Origin of the sequence: Yersinia sp. 1652 StPb PI (assembly GCF_041538345.1) — a bacterium.
Classification (GTDB): domain Bacteria; phylum Pseudomonadota; class Gammaproteobacteria; order Enterobacterales; family Enterobacteriaceae; genus Yersinia; species Yersinia enterocolitica_E.
The window spans coordinates 1,846,337-1,867,253 of sequence record NZ_JAULSM010000001.1 but is presented as its reverse complement, the minus strand read 5'-3'; the positions used below and the strand labels follow the sequence as shown (position 1 = coordinate 1,867,253).

The window sequence follows — 20,917 nt, the reverse complement described above, 5'->3', positions numbered from 1 at the left end:
GTAACCGGTCCGCATTCCGTTTACTGAATTCATAGTTTTACTCCACACAATTAAGGCCATGAGGCCATTGCCCCGATCGATATAGACCGATCCATAAAATGAAACCAAAGCTCAATTTGGCTTCCATGCTCCGCTTCCCACACACGCATATCAGCATGCAGTGCGTCATGACAGAGGCGGCATAGAGGAATGGTGAATAGGTCGTGGGCCTTGGTACCCATACCACCCTGCCCATGCCCAATGATGTGATGAGGGTCATCCGCTGAACTACCACACCCGCAGCACTGTTGGGATTTAACCCACTTGAGCCACTTCTTGTTCTCCCATCGATGCCGCTTCGGAATACGCATAAAGCTGGCTGGTGGCTCATCATCAATCTTTAGCGCCAGCACCTTCTTAACCTGTTCCACTTTGGTTTCAATGATTTGTGTCGGGTTTGGCGTCCAAGTGATATCACTCTCCCTCGTTGGCCCTGATTTCATCACTGCTGGTAGCATCCGCAAACTTGCTCGAGCAATTGAGTCGGGGAGCAAGTCGGAAACCTCATTAACGACAGCCCACCAACATAATTCCGGCATAGTGAGCTGGTGGCCCTCAGGAAGCCGAAAATAACTGCATATTGTCGATATTATCCAGGTGATGAGATTGCTGGTCGCCAGTTGGTTCAATCGGGGAAGTGTATGCTCTCTCAACTTATTATCATGATGCCAACACAAACGAATCGACCGTTGGCCATAGCGCAATATCGTGAGATTTTGAACGTGGGAATCATCCGGATCATGCCATTGGCACTCTTTCAACTGCTTAACCCATGCTTCCAGTACTCGAGGCCCACCAGCAGCATTGATAACTCGTTCCTGTTCAAAGAATGGCAGCAAGCGCGGATCATTAGCCAGTTGCTGATCGGTTGTTGGTAACCGACCTGATGGAAGTGCTTTAAATTCCTCCGGTTCAGTGGCCACCAGCAAGCGTCCAGATAAATATGGCAGCAGTTCAGCACCTGGCTTCAATATCACAACACCAAGTTCCTGCTGGATAAATGGGGTTAACAATGCCCTCATGCGGCACCTTTCTTTGCAAGATACTCAGCCCATAAGCCACCAACCCATTTAACGCCCTTCGGTGTAAAACGGGATTGGGCAAAAGCATGATTATTTAGGGTATTAGTGCCCGTTTTAACTTCAAATCGCCCCAATGCGCTATGTTGCTGGCGGGGCGTTAACGCGCCGTTCAAGCGGTACATGATGTGCTGATCTAGTAGAAAACAGTTGAATTCATACTCTTTGGCATTCAGCAACTTGGCAACCTGACGGAAAGTCATGGAGCCATTGGCCTTAACGTAGCGATCGACAAACTCAACTTTTGGCGCAGCAATAGAAAGCTGGTTTTCAAGCTGCTGCTTTTCCTCTGCCAAATTAGCAGCCAGGCGCAATGCCTCTGGCAAGGTTTGGGGGATCAGGTTCTGTTCCAGCTCTTGCCAGCGGTCAACCACCGCAGCTGTGAACTCAGGTGAGAGTCGGGCAACTAATACCAAAGAATCGCGCTTATTGAACCGATACTCAAAATACTGGTTACCGTTGTGCTCAAAATCGAACTGCGCCAACGGCGCGGTTAAAATACCAGCAGCGCATAGACGTTCTGCGGATCGCTTAACATCACCATGCTTACTGTTCACCAGTGCAGCGATTTCACGGCTGCTCATCGTCACAACCGATGCGGTAACACCTACGTAAGTATTCATACATGTACCTCGCTGATCTGTATTTCTACCTTCCCGCCCTTAGTCATAGGCATCCACTCCAATAACATCCGCTTTATCTGGCTGTCGTCTGCCCACACTCCGGCTTGCGTCAAGGCATCAAGAAGTGCTTTCAGGTAGTTGTCCATGTCCCTTATGCGCCGATCTGGTGGGTAAACATTAATAGTTACGGCTACATGGCCAGTAATGGCTTTCGGTACCCGCCGTAATTGCTCGAGCACACAAGCCAATGCTTCACTGCGGTATTTGCGACCGTCGACACTGATTAGATGGCGGCCAGCCAGCGGCCCCTTATTTGGGGCTCGCCAGTAGCCATTAACTGACGGTGGGAATGGCAGGATGAGTTTCATTCGGCTTCCTCCGGTTCGAGCAGGGCCAAAGATTTAGCATTCGGGGCTTGATCACCCCAAACGTCCCAGCCGGGCGATGAAGTGCGCGCAAACAGTTCTATGCGACGAGCATTTTTGAATCGGCGCTCGATCTGTTCACGGAAGAAATGAGGTTTCCCCGAGTGGGTACCGGTATATTTTTCTTCATAGACGGTGTACTGATTGCGTTCAGTCTGGTTGCTGCAGACTTTTCCTCGAGTGAATAGAAGTAAAAACTCAGCGTCATTCATTCCCCACGGGCCAACCACACCGTGCCGACTACCAGTGTGTTTCTTCTTTTCCCATACCTTATCGATACGGATGAATTTAAAGCCCCAAGCAGCACCGACAGTTAGCGCCTCGGACACCATTGCGCCAGTTACCCACATGAACAACGCAGCATTTTGACTGGCTATCCCACGAACCTGCATTGTGCAAAGCTCTGTTAAAGACATGGTGGAATATTCCAGACTCACACCACGATTGGGCTTACTTCCATACTGCCAAGGCGGATCGGCGTAAATAACATCGTAGAGCGGGGGTGGTAACACAGCAGCAATTCGCTGACCGAGCCATTGCATGACATTGACAGCCATGCTGTTGCCGATCGCTTTATATCTTGGACCATCAGCCGCAGCATGACAGCAATCCTCAAGGCTCTTTGTCCAGCCCCCCCGCATAAGATACTTCGCATAGTCTTTTGCCATTTTTTCAGGGCGAATAGCACGACCATAGGGAATGAGAGTGTAGTTGTCCGGCATACCCTGCAGACGCTCACATTCAACAACGGTCAGGCGGCGAACATCCATACCATCAATAATTGCCGGCGGTTGCCCACCATTTGCATTACTTTCACAACTATTTCCCGCTCGTAATGTCGGGGAGATATCAACTGAGGTATCACCGCCATAATCTTTATAGCTGAATGCATAGAGAGGAATATCGATACATATGCTCTGCTGCTCTTTCTGGAAAAGAACCGCAGGAATATTATTACATTGTAGTGCTCCGCTAATTTCGCTAAATCCAAGCGTTGACGAGGTATTGCCGCCAGCCTGCCAATTGAATGCTATAGCCAGATCGGTTGCATCTTTGTAATCTCTTGCTTTGCATGTAGAGGCTGTATCATCGTCGGCATATTCACCCAGCGCAGTCATTCTGAATGCTTTACTTAAGACTAAATGACCTGCTGTTGCCTGGTTGTCGTCTGCGCCACATGTTCCAACGCCACTTGCAGTAAGGGCGGCAACCGCTTTCCCCGATTCTCTGCTCGGCGCAAAATCCCTGCGCAAGCCGTCGAACTCAAATAATACTTGCGCGGGATTAACGTCTTTTCGAGAACTTGCGACAACGAACACACGACGGCGGCGTTGGGCCACTCCTAAATATTGGGCGTCTTTGATGATCCACGCGATTGCTCTTTTGGGTCCAGACACATAACCAGCGTTCGTCCATTTTTCCCCTGATGGGACAAGTGGCTCATCTTCTCCGGCAAGTGCTGCAAGAAAACACCCGAATGCGTTGTCTTTGCTACTGAGGACGCCCGGCACGTTTTCCCAGACGATAATTGATTCTTTTTCGCCACGTTCGCGGCGCGCGTCGTCGATTGCATCGGCTAATTCCACATATGAAAGAGTTAACTGGCCTCGGGCATCTGCCAGACCATTACGCAGGCCAGCAATGCTGAACGCCTGACAAGGGGTGCCACCGATAAGGATGTCTGGGGCTTCTACACTTCCGGAGCGTACTAACTCGGCAATCTTTGTCATGTCGCCAAGATTGGTAACTGTTGGCCCGCGATACGCCAGAACTGCTGATGGGAATGGTTCTATTTCACTAAACCATGTAGCTGCCCAGCCAAGTGGTTCCCATGCAAGGCTTACTGCTTCGATACCGCTACACACCGATCCGTATCTCATGCCGCAGCCTCCCCGCTCACGCGCTGGCTGCATTCTTTCCAGATGGCATTCCACTTACTCACGCCAAAACCATTCCCCATACCGCGCAAACCAAGTTTACTAGCCTCGTTGCTGACCATGGTTTCAAGTGGGGTTGGGTTACGAACGGGTAAGCCCGAACCAATGAACCGCATGTAGGCTTTATCGCGCAGAGTGGTATCGCCAGTCAGTAATTCCCCGCTCGCCTTAACCCATTTGCCATCTTTGCGGACTGGTCGTCCGTGTGCATGCCAGCGGCTGGCACCTTCAAGATATCCAGGGAATTTAGTTGGCTGGAAAAGTGTTGTAGGACGTAGATACTCGGCCATATCCAAATCAGCAGCCCACTTCGCGTGGAGGTAATCAACCGTGAGTTTCAGCTCGGCAACAGTGAATTGCTCTTTCAGTCGGGCGCGGATGTTCTCCAGCGATGATTTGCTGGTCTGGTACCGAGAGCCGGTGGTCAAGTTCAAGTGTTTTAAAACGTCTTTGGCCTGATCAGTAATTTCGACTTCAGGGTCGGTCGCCATTGGCGGCTGACAAGTAGGTTTTATACTTGATGGATCTGGTGTTGAATTTACTGACGGATCGCCCCCAGATTCTGGCGGGTCAAAAGTCCCATTATTGCCAGATTCTGACCCGTCGAATTTTGAGCCGTCAGATTTTGACCCGTCAGGTTTTGAGGTGTCAGATTCTGACGCATGAGCAGCAGCCTTAAGTTTGGCAACATTCAACTGATAAACATTACTGGCGTTGCGATTACCGGCACGGCGGGCTTTCTTGCTTAACCAGCCATCCGTTTCCAGATCAGCCAAGGCAGTACGAACAGTGCTCTCACCTGCCCCAATCTGCCGGGCAATCGTCGTCACTGACGGCCAGCACACCCCCTCATCATTAGAGAAATCAGCAAGACGGGCCATGATCGCCACCTTTGATATCTTCATACCAGCAGCCGCACAGCCGTCCCATACATAACTGGATAGCTTTACGCTCATACATCCACCTGTGTAAATTCTTTTCTGAACCGCTTGATAGGCTTTGATAACTCGCCATGCTCATAACCATCACGCAGGTAAATAACCTCGCCTGTGGTGCTGTCATAGCGAATGACGTGAACACGAACGCCGCGCTTATCGTTGTAATAACGATCAAGTAATTGGATTGGATTTGTTGTAGTTGAGCCAGGGTTAGTCATACGCGGCCCCACTTACGGCGAACTACACCCACAATTCCCCGCGCTCTGCTGTGGTTGCACGGTTTCCACTGGCCCCTTATCATTCGTTCATACCGGAACGGACTGACACAAACGCAACGCAGTTGCGGAATAGAACGTTTAGCCGCTACAATGTTCACGCGTTAATTACTCCACACGTTTAGTTAATGCACCCGACGCCTCTGTGCCGCACACGGAGGCGTCACCCCATAACATCTCTGATACAACAATAATTTCTGCAATAATCGACTGTGCTCTATACCCCTTAGCTTTCAGCCTCTTGCTCTCATCCCGATCTAAAACACCGTCTGCTGTGAACTGATTATGTGCACGACCAAAATCACCTAAGGCTGATAGCAGCTCGTTAAACTTGATAAGCAGCTCTTCGTTACCTGTCTCATCAACCTGCGGCAATTTCACGAACACACCACCAGCTCGCTTGCACATAGCTTCAGTGATATCGGAACGGCCTGAGATTGATTCCATCTCTACAGCCATCCCAAATGGCACTACCTGCCCCGCCAACTGGCGCACTCTGTTACGAAGCGCATTCTCAGTACCAGACAGTGGGCATAGCTGTTTTGCCATGGCGTCATACTTGCCCGGCGTTTGAGTGATCAGCTGATGTATCGCGTCGCTGATGTCTGGTTGGGTTGGAAAGTCTTTGTTATCCACAATGTTTCTTCCTATCTGGTGGTTTAACTCAGGCGGCTGGTGCCGTAGGCTTTTGATAGTCGGATGGGTCATATTTCAATTTCCCTTCCGTAATCTTTTCTGCTTTTAAAGCCTGCTTTTCTGGAATGATGTGACCCCATTGGCAAACGGCACTATGTGAAACACCAAGAGCGATAGCGGTTTTCGATGTGCCCTTGAAGAATTCAAGAACGTCAGTTTTATGCATAGTTACCTCCATAAAAGTAAGCATACTTACATCGTATATTCACAGACTACTTACGTCAACTGAATGTAAGATTACTTACGTCTTTTTTATATGGTGGATGCTATGAACACAGTTGGCGGGAGAATAAAATTCAGGCGGCGGCAGTTGAAGCTGACTCAAAAAGACATCGCTGAATATGTGGGAATCTCTGCATCTGCCGTAACCCAATGGGAAAGCGACGCTACCGGCCTGTCCAGTGACAGTTTACTTAAACTATCTTCATTACTGGAATGCGCACCAGAATGGCTTTTATCTGGGAAAGGTGACCTTGATCCTTCGCTAAAAGTTATGGCCAGTAAATCCAAGCTTGTGCCTGTGATTTCTTGGGTGCAGGCCGGCGCTTGGACTGAGGCTCTTAGTACAGCGGGATCCCGATCTGAGTGGATTGAAACAACGGCTAAAATTTCTGATTCCGCATTTGCCTTAAGAGTTAAAGGTGACTCAATGACCGCATCTGGTTCACTGAGCATTCCTGATGGGTCTATTGTTATAGTGGATCCTGAATATGGGTTTATTGAAGATGTTAATGAAAAAATTGTTATAGCTCAGACAAATGGCAATCATGAGGCGACAATTAAAAAATTTGTTATTGATGGTCCTAACAAATATTTGATGCCACTAAACCCTCAGTTCAAGCCCATTGAAGTGGATGACACCTGCAAATTAATTGGTGTAGTGAAGCAGATAATCATAGACCTACAATAATTACTTATATCTTCTTAAAACAGCCCGCGCTTTGCGGGTTTTTTTATGCCAAAACCAAAAAAGTAAGTTAACTTAATTTTACCCTTGACTTTAAATGTAAGTTTACTAATACTGAATACATCAACAGCGAACAGGCAGGACGCCCACGAAGTAGCTGCCGGTGGCATACGAAACACCGGATGATTCGCTTAGTAGGGTTAACAGTGTGGAGTATTGAGTATGAGTACAGAGCGCGAGCCGTACATTTACGCAGGTGATTTAAATACTGAGGAACTCTTAGCTTGGCTGGAGCATCGGTTAAATGTGGTTAAAGCTTTTGTCCGTAAAAAGGCTGCCATGGAAAGTGATTTAGTATCAGCAGCCTTTTTAGGTAGAGAAGTTATTGGTTGTCTTGATAAAGACGGCTTGTATGGTGTCCGTACTTCTCAGGAGTCCACTCTTCCAGCAGAGGTTTGTCAGGCACAAAAGCAGATTTCTGAATTTCGAGAATTTTTAAATAATTTTGGGATTCAGTTGAAAGGTTATCAGGGCGAAGATCTTCCAGCAAAACAAGCAAGCAGTCCTCATAACTGAGATCTCTGATTGTTTGCGGTAACCATTTTGTTTTTAAGAAGATTTTATGATGTAGGGCAGCAGCACCAGAAAGGCTTACAGATGGAACTGAATACTTATCGCGATGCTCTTGCAGTATTAACTCAAGAATGAGGATCAAATAGGCGTTTGCTCTGGCATTGCGAACTTCAATTTTATCTCGGTAGGCTTCATGGGAAAAAGATGTATCGGAGACGTTTAGCTTCTTGCATACATCAGTAGAAATTTCATGCCACAGAATTGAATAGCTGCTCATATCACGTCCTTTCTTGGTTGTGTGAGAACTCCCAAGATACCACCGCCGCCTGAGGTGGAGAAGTAACCAGGCACAGATTTTAGTTCCATTGCTGTGCTGTGTCTTTTGCGGCTGCGCCTGCCAACACCAGATTAGGCCAGCCGCTCTTTTTACACACAAAGAAGTGCTCCGGGCGGGTTATCCCTTTAAACCCGTACAGTATAAAGCCCCCGGATCGGAGTACTTCTCTGTGTGTGGAGTAACTAAATAACAATTATCGGTGCGGTGATAATTGCTTATAAACCTATGTGGAGTAATTAACGTGGCCCTATTCAATTTTAAAAACTTACTTATATATCGCCTTAGTCGTGAGGTGGTATTCAATACCAAAGAACTGGAAAAGCAGTTAACAGCATTTAAATATTCACCTTGTGGTAGCCAAGATTTATCTAAATCTGGCTGGGTGTCACCACTTGGTAACCATTCAGAAAGTTTAATGCACTCTGTTAATGGTCAACTTATTGTTACTATTTTAAATCAATCTAAGATTCTTCCTGCTGAAGTTGTCAGAAAAGAACTGCAAGAAAAAATAGCAAAGCTAGAAGGTGAGCAGCATCGAAAACTTAAAAAGACTGAAAAAGACAGTCTGAAAGATGAGGTATTACAGTTATTAATACCGAGGGCATTTAGCAAATTTAATAAGACTCAGCTCTGGATAGATACAAAGGCGAATCTAATTATCGTTGATGCATCCAGCGCAAAGAAAGCAGAGGACGCTCTGTCGTTACTCCGTAAGAGTCTTGGCTCGTTGCCTGTCGTACCTTTGTATATGGAAACGCCGATCGAACTCACCATAACTGAATGGGTCCGTTCTGGTAATCCTCCTGCTGGTTTTGCCTTGCAGGATGAAGCTGAATTAAAGGCTATTTTGGAAGATGGCGGCATTATTCGTTGTAAGAAACAGGATTTAATCGGTGATGAAATTGCGACGAACATTGAGGCTGGAAAGTTAGTCACGAAACTAGCATTAGATTGGCAGGAAAGAATTACATTTATTTTATCAGATGATAATTCAATTAAGCGGGTTAAATTCTCCGATATATTACTTGAAAGAAACGATGATATTGATAGAGAGGATTTAGCTCAAAGGTTTGATGCTGATTTCGTTCTATTTACAGGTGAATTATCAGCATTAATTAAAGACCTTACTGTTGCCCTTGGCGGTGAATCTAAAATTTAAATAATACAGTTAGTTATAAGCCTCATTTATTGAGGGAGGATAACTGTTACCTAAATTCAGGCTGAGGGTTATTTCATGAATCCGATTCAATTTATCAGCAAGAACATTACACAGCAGCTTATGGATGAGGGTTATTCCTTACCGGTGGCTCAGGGGGGGGCAAATGAAGCGGTTGACCTGTATCGACGCGCCTCCCAGCCGACTACCCGTAGTCGTGGCATTTACGACGATTGCCTAAAAGTGGCTCTCAATTACGCAAAGATGAGCGGTGAAAAGGCCAAACCAATTAAAACCACCAAAAAGAAGAAAGCATAAACAAATACCGGCGCATGCGGGCGCTATCAACAGTGGAGTAAATTTCAATGTCATGCATAAAAACTTATCCAGACCGGCTGCATTTTGATTATGCAAACCCAAAAGAAAGCAGTATCAGCATCAATGATATTGCCCAGGCACTCTCTAATGAATGCCGGTTCGCTGGACATCTACCTAACTTCTATTCAGTGGCGGAGCACTCATGGCTTGTTAGTCAGCTTGTTAGCCCTGAATTCGCACTGGAAGCCTTGCTGCATGATGCATCTGAGGCGTATTGCAAAGATATTCCCTCCCCTTTAAAGCGCCTGTTGCCAGATTACAAAGGTATTGAGCGCGGCATTGATCTGGTTATCCGCAGTAAGTTTGGTTTACCTGCGGATATGTCACCAGAGGTTCACCATTTTGATTTAGTCATGCTGGCCACTGAGCGGCAAGAACTGGAAATAGATGATGGTGAAGTCTGGCCGATGCTCGAAGGGATTCAACCGGCCAATATTGCCATTTGTCCTATGTCGCCTGGTCATGCTCGCGTTGTTTTCTTAGCGCGCTTCAATGAGCTTACTGCGGCCAGCCAATCATGATGTACGGCCTGTTTTTACTCGTCTGCTACACATTCCAGCCGTGCCAGTACGAGCCTCAGGGCTACGTATACCCTGATGATAAGAACTGTATAGCCGACATTCAGCAGCAAGGTCTACCACCTGAATATGAATGCCTTCCGGTGGATGGCGTTCTCTATGCGAGGAAACAGTGATGATCAAGACAATTACAGCAGCACCAGTTGAACGTGATAGCCATGGTTTCTGGACTCACCCTGATTATTTTGTACCTGCAAACGGGAATGAGTTTGGGGTTGAAGGTGAATTTGATGCGTGGCAAGCATTAAACCGCGTCGTCGGTAAGTTGGAATGGATGGAATGCGAAGAAAACGCCGAAGAGCTACAAGCCGCATATGACGCTAGCGATTGTAATCTCAGCATGTGGCAGCCAGAGCCACCAGCGGGTGATGGTTGGTTCATGGCTTCAATTCATGACACAGAAGACGGGCCGGTCTGTTATTGGCTGCGTCCTATCGAATGCGATCCAAAAGCATTAGCAGTCCACTTCGACAATTGCTATGCGGAAGCATTCAAGACTGAACACCTGGTATCTGAACGCGATGCAGCACTCAATGCCTGCACTCTGATTGCTGAGGCTTTAGGTGTTACCGGTGCAGTCGCAGGTGACACTATTGCGCGGGTGCAACAGTTGGTTGGCGAGAATGCAGCTCTGTGGAACGAAAACTCAGTACCTGAAGTTAAATTGGGCCATCAAATGCAATGTTGGGCCATCGTCAGGTATACCAGCACCTTTAGCGGAAAAGTCACGGTTAGAGTTGCCATGCTGCGATATCTCAATATGCCTTGTGATGGAGGAGATGACGAAGCTGATTGGGCTCTGCAAGACGACAACGGCGATTATTACAATGCCGTTGGTTGGCATTCATATCATGGGCATCCTGAATATAGTGATTATTATCAATCGATTGAAAGTGGAGAAGAAGTCTTGGCGTGGAAGCCATTGGTGTATCCAGATCTGCCTGAAAAGTTCGCCGCCAGCCTGAGGGGTAACAACTGATGAATAACATCGAAGAGTTGGTTTACAGCGCAATGCAATCCTCGCTTGAGGGATATGCGGCCTCAGTAGTTGATTCCATTGAATTTGAATTGAAGCGTGAATTAACCACGGATGAACATCAACAAGTGTTTGTTGCTGTTGACCGCGCCATTACTGGTATTGCGGCGGAAAAGACAGAAATTCATAACCTGAAGATGAAACTAGCTGATGCCGGTTGTTTGCTTGTCGAGTGGAAGCAGCGAGTTGAGACAGCAGAAGCAGCGTTATCAGCGGCAAACGAGAAGCTTGGTAAAGCGGTTGTGGAAGAAATGGAATATTGCGAATGGCCCAATATTGATCATGACGACTCGTATGTTAACGGGTGGAATGATTGCGTATCGAAAATCAAAGCAGCCGGTTTCACGGCAGAGGGGGGGTGAGCCATGACAGCAGAAGAGTTATTAGCACTTACCCCGGAACAGGCCAAGGCATGGAAACGGTTTAAGGCGGCGGTGAAGGACTTCAAAAAAGCCGGTGGGCAATTTTATACCGCGCTGGATCATGTAAGTGTTTACAACGGAAAGTACGTTAAAGAAATCTCTAACGATAGAAGTGATTTCAGAGCAGACGATGCAGGGATGGAAGAAATAAGAGAGTCCGGCTTTTCTGGCTTTGCTGATGATGATCACTTTATTCATCTGACTGACAAGGGCCGCAGGCTGGTCGAGGAGGATTGATGGCAAAGCGTAACGCATTTGTGCGCGTTCAATTTAGAGGCGTATACACGGAAAATCTCGTTCACATATCCAATGATAGCTCAGGCTCTGACTATGCAACCTTGTGCGGGTTATCTGGCAACGATGACGAGCAACAAGAGCAGCCCGCTAAACGTGGTGACAAGGTTAACTGTCCGGCATGTTTCGCAATTTGGGAGTGTGCTAGACATTACCGAAAATCCGATTTTTGTAAGCTGTTGGTAGAGGGGAATGCAGATGCTGAGTAAAGAGCAGTTAGAGAAAATTGCGAATCCTGGTCCGGTGGATGTTGGTGGCACCCAGAATCCAATAGTTACGCAAATGGCTATTGAGCTATTGGAATCGCGCGCAGAATCGCTATCACTGCGTGAGCAACTTGCAGAGTTGAAGCAGCAGAAACCTATAGGCCAAGTCATTAGCTGCAACGGCAATAAAACCCTCGGTTGGATTAATGACGCGCCGGTAGGCACCTTGTTATTCACAGCAGCCAAGCCGGCGGGGGGTTAGATTATGAAAAGGCTAAAATTACCAACCGAATTAGCAGTGATAATAATCCTTACGCTGTTCTCTATTTGTCTGATTATTTACGTTATTGGTGATGCGATGAAAAATGTTCATGGATGACAGCTATCAGAATGATTTTAGTCACGGCCTGTGTGCGGCGGGCCTTTAAATAAACAGTGTGGAGTAAACCCCATGAGCGAAGATAGCGGAAAATTACTGAGTCGCGCTGAATTGGAAGAGATCACTGGTTTTGTTCAACCTAAGAAGCAGTGTGAATGCTTACGAGAAAATGGCATTTTTTTTATCGAACGCAAAGACGGTAGGCCCAGTACAACATGGGCGCATGTTGAACACCCTCTTTCTTCCCGCAATATCATTCAGAGCGTGCCTGAAGACCAACCTAACTATGGGGCTATTTAATGTCACGTCCACGCAAGAACCCAACAGATAACTGGATGCCACCACGGGTTCGTAAAGGCAAGTCTGCATATGAATTCAGGGCAATAGACGGGAGAACAATTCGACTATGTGGCTTTGAATGCAGTCAGGCTGATGTATGGGTTGCCTTTGAAAAATTAATGATTAGCCAAAAAGAGGATTCGACATTTACTGGTTTGATTAATGAATTTCTATTGTCAGGTGATTTCTGCGAACTGGCCACAGAGACACAAAAAGATTATCGAAAATACTCATCAAAGATAATAGCCGTGTTTGGAAAAATGTCTCCAGACAACATAAAACCAGAGCATATTCGAAAGTATATGGATAAACGCGGAGCAAAAAGCAGGGTTCAGGCAAACAGGGAAAAGTCCTTCATGTCGAGGGTATTTCGCTGGGGATATGAGCGTGGGAAAGTGAAGTTAAATCCTTGCCAAGGGGTTAAGCAATTTAAAGAAAAAGCCAGAACTCGCTATATAACAGATGAAGAATACACTGCACTTTATGATGTTGCTCCATCGGTCGTAAAAGTAGCTATGGAGTTAGCTTATTTATGCTGTACCAGGCAAGCGGATATTTTAGATATGAAAAAAGGGCAGTTGCTGGAGAATGGTATACTTATACAACAAAGCAAAACTGGCGTTGCCCAAATTAAAGCTTGGACACCTAGACTGCATGAGTCTATACGGCAGGCGGGTACCCTTCCTCTAAACCACGGTGTTATGAGTATCTATTTGTTACACCAGCAATCGGGATCACGCTTCACCCGCGATAGTTTTAATGCCCACTGGATGAAAGCAAAAAAAGCGGCTGCTGTGAAATATCCAGAACTGGAGTTTAATTTCACTTTCCACGATCTGAAAGCAAAAGGTATCTCAGATCTAACTGGTTCGCTATATGACAAGCAGGCAATCTCAGGGCACAAAAACGCATCACAGACCGCAAGATATGATAGAAAAATTAATATTGTTCCAGTTGTGGGCGGGCAAGATGTGGCGAAGTGATATGGTGAAACAATGGTGAAAGGTGATTTCAGGCACAAAAAAACCGCCTCTCGGCGGTTAACGACATACTCATACTACTTTGTTTTACTTAGAATATTTTCCATGGTGCCCGGGGCGGGACTTGAACCCGCACAGCCATAAGCCGAGGGATTTTAAATCCCTTGTGTCTACCGATTTCACCACCCGGGCTCTGGAAAACTGGAGGCGCGTCCCGGAGTCGAACCGAGGTAGACGGATTTGCAATCCGTAGCATGGCCACTCTGCCAACGCGCCTTATTCTTCTTTGCCTTTACAGCTGAGGTTCGCCTTAAGCCAACCTACTAATTTGGAGCGGGAAACGAGACTCGAACTCGCGACCCCGACCTTGGCAAGGTCGTGCTCTACCAACTGAGCTATTCCCGCAACATCAGAACTTACTGATTCTTTTGCTATCTTTCGGCATTTCGTTGCTGCCGTCTGATGCGATGCATTCTACTTACCTGACGCAATGAGTCAATAAAATTATCTGACTAATGTGTTCGTTTGCTGCTTTTTGCGGCGCTTCGATCAAGGTTCGAGCAAATCATTCCAGGCAGCGTTTAAATATTGAAACATTGACCAGAATGTCAGTACCGCAGCAATGTAGAGAAGAACAAAGCTGGCGAGCTCAACGTTATGGTCTGGGCGCCAAAGTAAGCCAACCAGCGAACCCATTTGAGCCGTGGTTTTCACTTTACCAATCCATGACACCGCAACACTGCTGCGCTTACCGATTTCAGCCATCCACTCACGCAGGGAGGAAATGATGATTTCACGGGCAATCATAGTTGCCGCCGGTAGAGTGATCCACCAGACATGATAATGCTCAGCAACCAGCACTAATGCGATGGCAACCATAACTTTATCCGCCACAGGGTCAAGAAAAGCCCCAAAACGGGTAGTTTGTTTCCAGCGGCGCGCTAAAAAGCCATCAAACCAATCGGTTGCTGCTGCAAACACAAATATGATGGCACAAACCATCGGAGCCCAAACGAATGGCAGATAAAACGCCAGAACGAAGAATGGGATGAGTACAACACGAAACAGGGTAAGCCAAGTCGGTATATTCAATTGCATAATGCTACGATAACTATCTGGCTGGGGTGGATATTATGAGTATGGTGCAACATTAGCCTCAGTGTTTCAATGCATTGTAGATTTTTTCTGCCAATGCTTGTGAAATACTCGGCACTTTTGCAATTTCCTCGACGCTAGCATTCAGTAAAGGTTGCAGTCCCCCCATATACTTCAGCAAAATTTGCCGCCGTTTAGGGCCAACTCCCTCTATCGTTTCTAATGCACTGGTATTTTTTACTTTCGCACGACGCTGCCTATGTCCGGTGATTGCATGGTTATGCGAGTCATCTCGGATATGTTGAATCAAATGCAATGCTGGTGAATCTGGTGGCAACGAGAACCCCTCCCCTTGCGCCTCCAGGAACAATGTTTCCAGCCCCGCTTTTCGATCACTTCCCTTAGCAACGCCGACCAATAATGGTTTTTGCTTATCCCACTCAACGGTGAGAGAAGCAAACACGTCAAAAGCCTGAGACAGCTGGCCTTTCCCTCCGTCAATGAAAATAACATCAGGAATTTTTTTGTCATCTAATGCCTTACCATATCGACGTTTAAGCACTTGAGACATCGCCGCATAATCATCACCAGGCGTTATGCCACTAATATTGTAGCGTCTATATTCCGAACGTACAGGACCATTTGCATCAAATACGACACAAGACGCGACAGTCTGCTCTCCCATCGTATGGCTGATATCAAAACATTCCATACGATTGATCTCATCAAGATTAAGAATCTTGGCTAACTCTTTCATTCGCTGATGTATTGTTGATTGCTGCGATAAACGAGTAATCAACGCAGTAGAGGCATTTGTGCGCGCAAGTTTAAGGTAACGCGCTCGATCCCCCCGAGGACGGCTTTGGATCTGAATTTTTCTTCCGGCCAACTCAGAAAGAGAGGAAGCCAGCAGATCCTTTTCCTCTAGAGTAAAGTCCAGCAAGATCTCACCTGGGAGTGTTCGCCCCTGGCTTCCTTGCAAATAAAACTGCCCAACAAAGGTCTGAACGACTTCACTGAGCTCAGTCCCGGCAGGAACTTTCGGGAAGTAACTCCGGCTTCCCAGCACTTTCCCTTGTCGAATAAATAGCACATGAACACAAGCTAATCCGGCATCAAACGCCACACCGATAACATCAAGATCTTCACTGTCGCCCGAAACGAACTGCTGTTCAGTAACTCGCCTTACTGCTTGTATTTGATCTCGAATACGTGCCGCATCTTCGAAATGCAACGATTGACTGGCTTCCTCCATCCGGGAAATCAGTTGTGTCAGTACCTGTTGGTCTTTGCCCGAGAGGAACAAACGCACATAATCAACCTGGCGTTGGTACTCATCATCACTCACAAGCCCTGCAACACAGGGGCCTGAACAACGGCCAATCTGATATTGCAGACAAGGCCGTGAACGATTGCGGTAGACACTGTTTTCACACTGTCTTACTGGAAAAAGTTTTTGCAATAATGCCAAGGTCTCGCGGACAGCATAAGAGTTTGGGAACGGGCCGAAATACTCACCCTTCTCATGCTTAGCACCGCGATGAATAGCTAAGCGCGGGTGAGTATCCGCACTCAAGAAAATAAGAGGATATGACTTATCATCACGCAACAGTACGTTGTAACGCGGCTGATAAAGCTTGATATAGTTATGCTCAAGCAGCAGTGCTTCCGTTTCTGTATGCGTCACGGTCACATCAATTTGAGCAATATTCTTAACCAAGGTCTCTGTTTTTCGACTGGCAACCTGAGCACGGAAATAACTCGTCAGACGTTTCTTGAGGTCTTTTGCTTTGCCGACATAAATAACTGTCCCCGTCTTATCATACATACGGTAAACACCAGGTTGGCTGGTGACAGTTTTCAAAAACTCTTTAGAATCGAAACAATCAGTCACTATTAGACAACGTCTCCGCGTTAAACAGACCGTGGCGAATGGCCAGATGGGTCAATTCAACGTCACCACTTATATTAAGCTTGCTAAACATCCGGTAGCGATAGCTGTTCACCGTTTTCGGACTCAGATGAAGTTGTTCCGAAATGTCGTTCACCTTTTGGCCTTTCGTTATCATGAGCATAATTTGTAACTCACGCTCTGACAAACAACTAAAAGGCGTTTCGGCTGGAGGCTCCAACTGACCCAAGGCCATCTGCTGCGCAATATCAGAAGCAATGTAGCGTTGCCCCGAATGAACCGCACGGATAGCCGTAACAACATCCTGAGGTGCCGCCCCCTTACTTAAATACCCACCGGCACCAGCCTGCATGACTTTTGCGGGCAGCGGGTTTTCAGTATGGATGGTTAGCATGATAACTTTAGTATCTGGAGAAAAACGCAAAATCTTACGAGTTGCTTCCAACCCGCCGATACCGGGCATATTCATATCCATCAAAACGATATCAACAACATGGCTACGGCACCATTTTACCGCATCTTCACCACACTGCATCTCGCCCGCTACTTTGATACCCTTGATATCTTCAAGAATGCGTCGAATCCCTGCGCGCACCAGTTCGTGGTCATCAACAAGAAGAACGCTAATCAAAGAAAATTCTCCAAAAATAAGGGAGTAACCTAATCACGCTTTGTTTACGACAATGATATTACTTGTTTTCGGCCAAAGAATGAATACAGAATAATTGCAAATTCATATCTATATTGTTTGACAGATATTATTTTTATCATCATTTCGACTATGTACATAAAATCGCTGACATATCAATTAACGACATGATAAAAAAGAAAAGTTTTTTTAAGAGTTTTCTTGGCATTACACTGCTATTCATGCAAACGGTAATTGCTGACATCCCGAAACTTATTTTTACCTGAAAAAGCACAACATATTGATACCACACAGGATCGGCTATTTCAGTTCTAATTTTGCGGCATAGGAATTATTCTTAGTTTTGTTTATTTATTGTTTATCTCTTATTCACGCTCAAAATGAGTGATTTTTGACACAAAATTACTCATTCAGAAATGATATGATTTTTATGAACAAAACTCACTTAATTAAGATAATACTTACATCGTCAGAGGAAGCATCATCCAGACATACCTATCCCCTGCCCGCCTTCGACCACATTTTGCGCCACGAACTAAAGATTAAGCACATGTTATCAAAGCTGACCATCAGTTTATGATATAATGCTATAACTGTTTAATAATGCCGCGAATGTTCACTGCGATACTGGGTTAACCCACATCACTTTGTTCACAGGTAAGCTATCACTTCAGGAAAAAAAATGAGTAATCCAGACTTTACCACTTCTGCTGACCCAGAAACTTTAGCGAATGAAGTTGCATGTTTGAAAGCAACATTGACTCTATTGCTAAAAGCGATCGGCCAAGCCGATGCTGGGAAAGTAATCTTAAATATCGAACGTTCCATTGCCGGTATCGAAGACACTGCTCAAGCTGAAGTTTTCACCAATACTCTGGCACAAATCAAGAACGGCTATCGTCAATAGCTTATCAAGATAGAGAGTCTTATTTTGCTCCGCTGCCATATATAGGAATTTCTTTGTTTTTCATTGAAATATATTCTATTGGCAGCTTTTTTAAATTTTTCGGGATAGCGATGGGACTGTTACTTAAAGCACTGATCGGCGCCATAGTTGTGGTATTGATTGGGCTATTATCGAAGACGCGCAATTACTATATTGCTGGTTTAATCCCGTTATTCCCTACTTTCGCCCTCATCGCACACTATATTGTCGGCCATGAGCGCAATATTGAAGCACTGCGCGTAACAATTATATTCGGTTTATGGGCTATCATTCCCTACTTTATCTATTTGATATCGCTTTATTTTTTAATTGACTATTTACGCCTACCACTCGCATTGACCGCGGCTGTTTTATGCTGGGCCATCGCTGCCTGGATACTTATAGCTGCCTGGAACCAATGGCATAGTTAACGAAAACCATACCATTATCAGCGCAATAGTAATAAAACAAGCGCATGAATAGCCAACAGCGCCACAGAGAAGGTGAGATTCAAATTACTGATAGACTTAGATCTGGCTTCATCAGAAGGTATATCACTTACTTGAATTTTTCTGACGCTGTAAACCCAGTACCCACCGAGCACCACAAAAAGCAAGGCCAGAGACACCGCCAAGAGTGGAGATCCCCAGACTAAGTACTCACTTAATCCTGCAATAGCAAACCAAAGAATGACAAAGACCATAATTAACCACCTAAAGTTTTGATAGTCCGAGCTTAGCACACTCCTTAAAAACCATTAAGACCCACTTACAAGAAAAAAAGGAATGCAGAAAACATAAAATATCAGTCTAAAAACATCATAAACAGCAGAATTGAAGTTAATAAATAGTTAATTTAAAAAAAGAACCGTATTGAACATCCACAATTAAATAGCATAAGATAAAGCGATAACTAAATTATAAGCCAAATCATCTTTGATTTTATCTAAAAAATGATAAATTCAGCTCAAAAAGCAACATTACCCTGTGTTTTGTACATTCAAATAAAATGCTTAAAAAATCAAATTAAGTAGTTTTATTACATCAAGAATTCATTTTATTTGCCGTTATACATTGCACCTTTATTTAATATACGTAATGTTCATGAAAAAGTTCTCCGACCTATCCATTTTGACAAAGTTACTCTCAGGCTTTTCGGTTGTTATTGTCATGATGTTATTGCTAGGTGCTGTGGCACTATCACAGTTAAGCAGTAATAACGCCAGGCTGGAAGCCTATCGCGACAGTTGGTTACCGGGTGTTCGCTATGCATTAGAGATGCGAGGCGTTTTAGCCGAATTGCGCCTGCAGCAGGTTCAGTATATCGCCTCATCGACAGAAAAAGAGCGCGAAGGACACCGTCTGGAGATATTACAGGCCGTAGACAACTTTCGTGCCGCGCAAGATAGATTTCTGAAATTACCCGAAGGTTACAATCACTCCGAACTATTCAAGAGAATAATGTCAGATTTTGACCACTTTTCTCAGGCAAACAGTTTCGTTATTGATGCAGTTAATAATAATCAATTAGCTGAGGCCACTAAAATTAGTGGTGATACATCAAGAAAATATCGCACACAGTTGATGAAAGACCTCGCTGAATTAGTCGTACTGGAAGTTCAAGGTGGAGAACAAGCTGCAACGGATGGTCAACAAAGTTTTAATACTGCCAAAAATGTACTTATCGCTTTATTGCTCTTTGCTGTTTTCATTTCTGCACTGCTTGCTGTCATGATTGCCCGCAACTTTTCTCGTTTATTGGGAGGGGAACCGGCCTACGCTGTGGCTATTATGGGCCATATCGCCGCCGGAAACTTATCCACTGAAATAAAACTTCGCCCAGGTGATAATAATAGCTTACTTGCTTCTCTGAATATCATGAACCGGCAGTTGAAGAAAACGATTAATGAGATCATGCATGGGAGTGAATCAATTTCTGTTGCGTCGAATCAGATTGCTCAGGGTAATGCTGACTTATCACAACGTACCGAGGAACAAGCATCCTCTCTGATTCAAACCTCAGCAAATATGCAGGAACTCACCCAAACCGTACGTCAGAATGCGGAGAATGCCCGGCAGGCAAGTGAGTTGGCGGTTAATACAGCAGCAACCGCCACAGAAGGCGGAATTATTGTTGATGAAATGCTACTTCGTATGCAAGAAATCACCAAAAGCTCGAGGAAGATCGTCGATATTATTGCTGTTATTGAAAGCATTGCCTTCCAAACCAATATATTAGCGTTAAATGCTGCAGTTGAGGCCGCCCGAGCGGGCACCGAAGGTAAGGGATTTGCCGTTGTCGCAAGCGAAGTACGCACTTTGGCACAGAAAAGTGCAAATGCAGCCAAAGAGATAAAGCAATTAATTGTTGGTACGGTTGAGAAAATTAATGCGGGTTCAGAACGCGCTGACCATGCCAGTCAAGCGATGGGCGAGATCGTCGACTCGGTGGGGAAAGTTGCTCATATCGTTGGCGAGATATCGACGGCATCACACGAGCAACACATTGGTATTCAAGAGATCGGTATCGCTGTAGAACAGATGGATCAAGTTACGCAACAAAATGCTGCATTGGTTGAACAAGCTGCCGCCGCCGCACAATCATTAACAGAACAAGGCGCGGAGTTGCGCCAGATTATCCGTTTCTTTCAAGTTAATCAGCCATCATTAAGCTAAGGAAATAATGACTAAGCGCTAAGTCGTGTAAATCATAGCAACTTAGCGCCTAGCTCAAGATAAT

The 20,917-nt window shown here is 45.6% G+C and carries 27 protein-coding genes and 3 tRNA genes; 14 read left to right on the top strand and 16 right to left on the bottom strand.

Annotated elements, in window-relative coordinates; genetic code table 11:
- Positions 1–50: 50 nt before the first annotated feature.
- The 8 genes from Q2T71_RS08590 to Q2T71_RS08555 form a co-directional block, all read right to left on the bottom strand.
- Positions 51–1,061, bottom strand: a complete 1,011-nt coding sequence (locus tag Q2T71_RS08590) for a DUF968 domain-containing protein (protein ID WP_372558783.1) — start codon at positions 1,059–1,061, stop codon at positions 51–53.
- Complete coding sequence (locus Q2T71_RS08585) at positions 1,058–1,741, bottom strand: phage antirepressor KilAC domain-containing protein (RefSeq protein WP_372558782.1); 684 nt, start codon at positions 1,739–1,741, stop codon at positions 1,058–1,060. Before Q2T71_RS08585 ends, Q2T71_RS08590 begins: the two co-directional genes overlap by 4 nt.
- Positions 1,738–2,109: a RusA family crossover junction endodeoxyribonuclease gene (locus tag Q2T71_RS08580; protein WP_372558781.1), complete on the bottom strand. Its 372-nt coding sequence runs from the start codon at positions 2,107–2,109 to the stop codon at positions 1,738–1,740. Before Q2T71_RS08580 ends, Q2T71_RS08585 begins: the two co-directional genes overlap by 4 nt.
- Complete coding sequence (locus Q2T71_RS08575) at positions 2,106–4,046, bottom strand: MT-A70 family methyltransferase (protein ID WP_372558780.1); 1,941 nt, start codon at positions 4,044–4,046, stop codon at positions 2,106–2,108. The genes Q2T71_RS08580 and Q2T71_RS08575 overlap by 4 nt, the downstream gene beginning before the upstream one ends.
- Positions 4,043–5,059: a conserved phage C-terminal domain-containing protein gene (locus tag Q2T71_RS08570; RefSeq protein WP_372558779.1), complete on the bottom strand. Its 1,017-nt coding sequence runs from the start codon at positions 5,057–5,059 to the stop codon at positions 4,043–4,045. Before Q2T71_RS08570 ends, Q2T71_RS08575 begins: the two co-directional genes overlap by 4 nt.
- The gene (locus Q2T71_RS08565; RefSeq protein WP_372558778.1) at positions 5,056–5,259 is read right to left on the bottom strand and encodes a DUF4222 domain-containing protein; all 204 of its coding nucleotides are present in this window, start codon (positions 5,257–5,259) and stop codon (positions 5,056–5,058) included. The genes Q2T71_RS08570 and Q2T71_RS08565 overlap by 4 nt, the downstream gene beginning before the upstream one ends.
- A gap of 165 nt (positions 5,260–5,424) precedes the next feature.
- A complete protein-coding gene (locus tag Q2T71_RS08560) occupies positions 5,425–5,952 on the bottom strand; it encodes a YmfL family putative regulatory protein (RefSeq protein ID WP_050136697.1) in 528 nt (175 codons plus the stop codon).
- A 28-nt stretch (positions 5,953–5,980) separates the two neighbouring features.
- The gene (locus Q2T71_RS08555; protein ID WP_005174518.1) at positions 5,981–6,178 is read right to left on the bottom strand and encodes a Cro/CI family transcriptional regulator; all 198 of its coding nucleotides are present in this window, start codon (positions 6,176–6,178) and stop codon (positions 5,981–5,983) included.
- 102 nt (positions 6,179–6,280) lie between these two features.
- Between Q2T71_RS08555 and Q2T71_RS08550 the strand changes: the two genes are divergently transcribed.
- Positions 6,281–6,922 (top strand): LexA family protein, encoded by a 642-nt coding sequence (locus Q2T71_RS08550; protein WP_372558777.1) that lies wholly within the window; start codon positions 6,281–6,283, stop codon positions 6,920–6,922.
- A gap of 379 nt (positions 6,923–7,301) precedes the next feature.
- On the opposite strand, the gene Q2T71_RS08545 is transcribed toward Q2T71_RS08550, so the two are convergent.
- Positions 7,302–7,769 (bottom strand): hypothetical protein, encoded by a 468-nt coding sequence (locus Q2T71_RS08545; RefSeq protein WP_372558776.1) that lies wholly within the window; start codon positions 7,767–7,769, stop codon positions 7,302–7,304.
- 301 nt (positions 7,770–8,070) lie between these two features.
- Between Q2T71_RS08545 and rdgC the strand changes: the two genes are divergently transcribed.
- From rdgC to Q2T71_RS08495, 10 genes are all read left to right on the top strand, one after another.
- Positions 8,071–8,988, top strand: a complete 918-nt coding sequence (gene rdgC / locus Q2T71_RS08540) for a recombination-associated protein RdgC (protein WP_372558775.1) — start codon at positions 8,071–8,073, stop codon at positions 8,986–8,988.
- A 75-nt stretch (positions 8,989–9,063) separates the two neighbouring features.
- A complete protein-coding gene (locus Q2T71_RS08535; RefSeq protein ID WP_050297021.1) occupies positions 9,064–9,303 on the top strand; it encodes a hypothetical protein in 240 nt (79 codons plus the stop codon).
- A 47-nt stretch (positions 9,304–9,350) separates the two neighbouring features.
- On the top strand, positions 9,351–9,884 hold the full coding sequence (locus Q2T71_RS08530; RefSeq protein ID WP_372558774.1) for an HD family hydrolase: 534 nt from the start codon (positions 9,351–9,353) through the stop codon (positions 9,882–9,884).
- A gap of 172 nt (positions 9,885–10,056) precedes the next feature.
- Complete coding sequence (locus tag Q2T71_RS08525) at positions 10,057–10,920, top strand: hypothetical protein (RefSeq protein ID WP_372558773.1); 864 nt, start codon at positions 10,057–10,059, stop codon at positions 10,918–10,920.
- Positions 10,920–11,339: a hypothetical protein gene (locus Q2T71_RS08520; protein WP_372558772.1), complete on the top strand. Its 420-nt coding sequence runs from the start codon at positions 10,920–10,922 to the stop codon at positions 11,337–11,339. Before Q2T71_RS08525 ends, Q2T71_RS08520 begins: the two co-directional genes overlap by 1 nt.
- Before the next feature lie 3 nt (positions 11,340–11,342).
- On the top strand, positions 11,343–11,636 hold the full coding sequence (locus Q2T71_RS08515) for a hypothetical protein (RefSeq protein ID WP_372558771.1): 294 nt from the start codon (positions 11,343–11,345) through the stop codon (positions 11,634–11,636).
- Complete coding sequence (locus tag Q2T71_RS08510) at positions 11,636–11,902, top strand: hypothetical protein (RefSeq protein WP_372558770.1); 267 nt, start codon at positions 11,636–11,638, stop codon at positions 11,900–11,902. The genes Q2T71_RS08515 and Q2T71_RS08510 overlap by 1 nt, the downstream gene beginning before the upstream one ends.
- Positions 11,892–12,161, top strand: coding sequence for a hypothetical protein (locus tag Q2T71_RS08505; protein WP_372558769.1), 270 nt, complete (start codon positions 11,892–11,894; stop codon positions 12,159–12,161). Before Q2T71_RS08510 ends, Q2T71_RS08505 begins: the two co-directional genes overlap by 11 nt.
- Before the next feature lie 189 nt (positions 12,162–12,350).
- Positions 12,351–12,578: a DUF4224 domain-containing protein gene (locus Q2T71_RS08500; RefSeq protein ID WP_372558768.1), complete on the top strand. Its 228-nt coding sequence runs from the start codon at positions 12,351–12,353 to the stop codon at positions 12,576–12,578.
- Positions 12,578–13,600 carry a tyrosine-type recombinase/integrase gene (locus Q2T71_RS08495; protein ID WP_372558767.1) on the top strand — a complete coding sequence of 341 codons (1,023 nt, stop codon included), beginning with the start codon at positions 12,578–12,580 and terminating at the stop codon, positions 13,598–13,600. The genes Q2T71_RS08500 and Q2T71_RS08495 overlap by 1 nt, the downstream gene beginning before the upstream one ends.
- A 103-nt stretch (positions 13,601–13,703) precedes the next feature.
- On the opposite strand, the gene Q2T71_RS08490 is transcribed toward Q2T71_RS08495, so the two are convergent.
- The 6 genes from Q2T71_RS08490 to uvrY form a co-directional block, all read right to left on the bottom strand.
- Positions 13,704–13,789: transfer RNA gene (locus Q2T71_RS08490), tRNA-Leu, on the bottom strand.
- 10 nt (positions 13,790–13,799) lie between these two features.
- Positions 13,800–13,873, bottom strand: a tRNA-Cys gene (locus tag Q2T71_RS08485).
- 53 nt (positions 13,874–13,926) lie between these two features.
- Positions 13,927–14,002 (bottom strand) — tRNA-Gly (locus tag Q2T71_RS08480).
- Between the two features lie 144 nt (positions 14,003–14,146).
- Positions 14,147–14,695 (bottom strand): CDP-diacylglycerol--glycerol-3-phosphate 3-phosphatidyltransferase, encoded by a 549-nt coding sequence (gene pgsA / locus Q2T71_RS08475; protein WP_083159111.1) that lies wholly within the window; start codon positions 14,693–14,695, stop codon positions 14,147–14,149.
- 58 nt (positions 14,696–14,753) lie between these two features.
- The gene (uvrC, locus tag Q2T71_RS08470; RefSeq protein ID WP_372558766.1) at positions 14,754–16,586 is read right to left on the bottom strand and encodes an excinuclease ABC subunit UvrC; all 1,833 of its coding nucleotides are present in this window, start codon (positions 16,584–16,586) and stop codon (positions 14,754–14,756) included.
- The gene (gene uvrY / locus Q2T71_RS08465) at positions 16,579–17,235 is read right to left on the bottom strand and encodes a UvrY/SirA/GacA family response regulator transcription factor (RefSeq protein ID WP_083159113.1); all 657 of its coding nucleotides are present in this window, start codon (positions 17,233–17,235) and stop codon (positions 16,579–16,581) included. Before uvrY ends, uvrC begins: the two co-directional genes overlap by 8 nt.
- A gap of 700 nt (positions 17,236–17,935) precedes the next feature.
- On the opposite strand from uvrY, the gene Q2T71_RS08460 reads away from it, so the two are divergent.
- Together Q2T71_RS08460 and Q2T71_RS08455 are read left to right on the top strand one after the other, a co-directional pair.
- Entirely contained in the window at positions 17,936–18,160 is a 225-nt protein-coding gene (locus Q2T71_RS08460; RefSeq protein ID WP_083159114.1) for a DUF2594 family protein, read from the top strand.
- A gap of 110 nt (positions 18,161–18,270) precedes the next feature.
- Entirely contained in the window at positions 18,271–18,609 is a 339-nt protein-coding gene (locus tag Q2T71_RS08455; RefSeq protein ID WP_372559885.1) for a GlpM family protein, read from the top strand.
- 17 nt (positions 18,610–18,626) lie between these two features.
- Here Q2T71_RS08455 and Q2T71_RS08450 read toward each other — a convergent pair whose 3' ends face one another.
- Positions 18,627–18,881 carry a hypothetical protein gene (locus tag Q2T71_RS08450; protein ID WP_372558765.1) on the bottom strand — a complete coding sequence of 85 codons (255 nt, stop codon included), beginning with the start codon at positions 18,879–18,881 and terminating at the stop codon, positions 18,627–18,629.
- Between the two features lie 400 nt (positions 18,882–19,281).
- Between Q2T71_RS08450 and Q2T71_RS08445 the strand changes: the two genes are divergently transcribed.
- The gene (locus Q2T71_RS08445; RefSeq protein WP_372558764.1) at positions 19,282–20,853 is read left to right on the top strand and encodes a methyl-accepting chemotaxis protein; all 1,572 of its coding nucleotides are present in this window, start codon (positions 19,282–19,284) and stop codon (positions 20,851–20,853) included.
- The last annotated feature ends 64 nt before the right edge of the window (positions 20,854–20,917 follow it).

Excerpts from the sequence above, each read along its gene's own strand:
- Q2T71_RS08590 (WP_372558783.1), bottom strand. The coding sequence starts at position 1,061 with ATGAGGGCATTGTTAACCCCATTTATCCAGCAGGAACTTGGTGTTGTG.
- Q2T71_RS08585 (WP_372558782.1), bottom strand. The coding sequence starts at position 1,741 with ATGAATACTTACGTAGGTGTTACCGCATCGGTTGTGACGATGAGCAGC.
- Q2T71_RS08580 (WP_372558781.1), bottom strand. The coding sequence starts at position 2,109 with ATGAAACTCATCCTGCCATTCCCACCGTCAGTTAATGGCTACTGGCGA.
- Q2T71_RS08575 (WP_372558780.1), bottom strand. The coding sequence starts at position 4,046 with ATGAGATACGGATCGGTGTGTAGCGGTATCGAAGCAGTAAGCCTTGCA.
- Q2T71_RS08570 (WP_372558779.1), bottom strand. The coding sequence starts at position 5,059 with ATGAGCGTAAAGCTATCCAGTTATGTATGGGACGGCTGTGCGGCTGCT.
- Q2T71_RS08565 (WP_372558778.1), bottom strand. The coding sequence starts at position 5,259 with ATGACTAACCCTGGCTCAACTACAACAAATCCAATCCAATTACTTGAT.
- Q2T71_RS08555 (WP_005174518.1), bottom strand. The coding sequence starts at position 6,178 with ATGCATAAAACTGACGTTCTTGAATTCTTCAAGGGCACATCGAAAACC.
- Q2T71_RS08550 (WP_372558777.1), top strand. The coding sequence starts at position 6,281 with ATGAACACAGTTGGCGGGAGAATAAAATTCAGGCGGCGGCAGTTGAAG.
- Q2T71_RS08545 (WP_372558776.1), bottom strand. The coding sequence starts at position 7,769 with ATGAGCAGCTATTCAATTCTGTGGCATGAAATTTCTACTGATGTATGC.
- Q2T71_RS08535 (WP_050297021.1), top strand. The coding sequence starts at position 9,064 with ATGAATCCGATTCAATTTATCAGCAAGAACATTACACAGCAGCTTATG.
- Q2T71_RS08530 (WP_372558774.1), top strand. The coding sequence starts at position 9,351 with ATGTCATGCATAAAAACTTATCCAGACCGGCTGCATTTTGATTATGCA.
- Q2T71_RS08525 (WP_372558773.1), top strand. The coding sequence starts at position 10,057 with ATGATCAAGACAATTACAGCAGCACCAGTTGAACGTGATAGCCATGGT.
- Q2T71_RS08520 (WP_372558772.1), top strand. The coding sequence starts at position 10,920 with ATGAATAACATCGAAGAGTTGGTTTACAGCGCAATGCAATCCTCGCTT.
- Q2T71_RS08515 (WP_372558771.1), top strand. The coding sequence starts at position 11,343 with ATGACAGCAGAAGAGTTATTAGCACTTACCCCGGAACAGGCCAAGGCA.
- Q2T71_RS08510 (WP_372558770.1), top strand. The coding sequence starts at position 11,636 with ATGGCAAAGCGTAACGCATTTGTGCGCGTTCAATTTAGAGGCGTATAC.
- Q2T71_RS08505 (WP_372558769.1), top strand. The coding sequence starts at position 11,892 with ATGCTGAGTAAAGAGCAGTTAGAGAAAATTGCGAATCCTGGTCCGGTG.
- Q2T71_RS08500 (WP_372558768.1), top strand. The coding sequence starts at position 12,351 with ATGAGCGAAGATAGCGGAAAATTACTGAGTCGCGCTGAATTGGAAGAG.
- Q2T71_RS08495 (WP_372558767.1), top strand. The coding sequence starts at position 12,578 with ATGTCACGTCCACGCAAGAACCCAACAGATAACTGGATGCCACCACGG.
- pgsA (WP_083159111.1), bottom strand. The coding sequence starts at position 14,695 with ATGCAATTGAATATACCGACTTGGCTTACCCTGTTTCGTGTTGTACTC.
- Q2T71_RS08460 (WP_083159114.1), top strand. The coding sequence starts at position 17,936 with ATGAGTAATCCAGACTTTACCACTTCTGCTGACCCAGAAACTTTAGCG.
- Q2T71_RS08455 (WP_372559885.1), top strand. The coding sequence starts at position 18,271 with ATGGGACTGTTACTTAAAGCACTGATCGGCGCCATAGTTGTGGTATTG.
- Q2T71_RS08450 (WP_372558765.1), bottom strand. The coding sequence starts at position 18,881 with ATGGTCTTTGTCATTCTTTGGTTTGCTATTGCAGGATTAAGTGAGTAC.
- Q2T71_RS08445 (WP_372558764.1), top strand. The coding sequence starts at position 19,282 with ATGAAAAAGTTCTCCGACCTATCCATTTTGACAAAGTTACTCTCAGGC.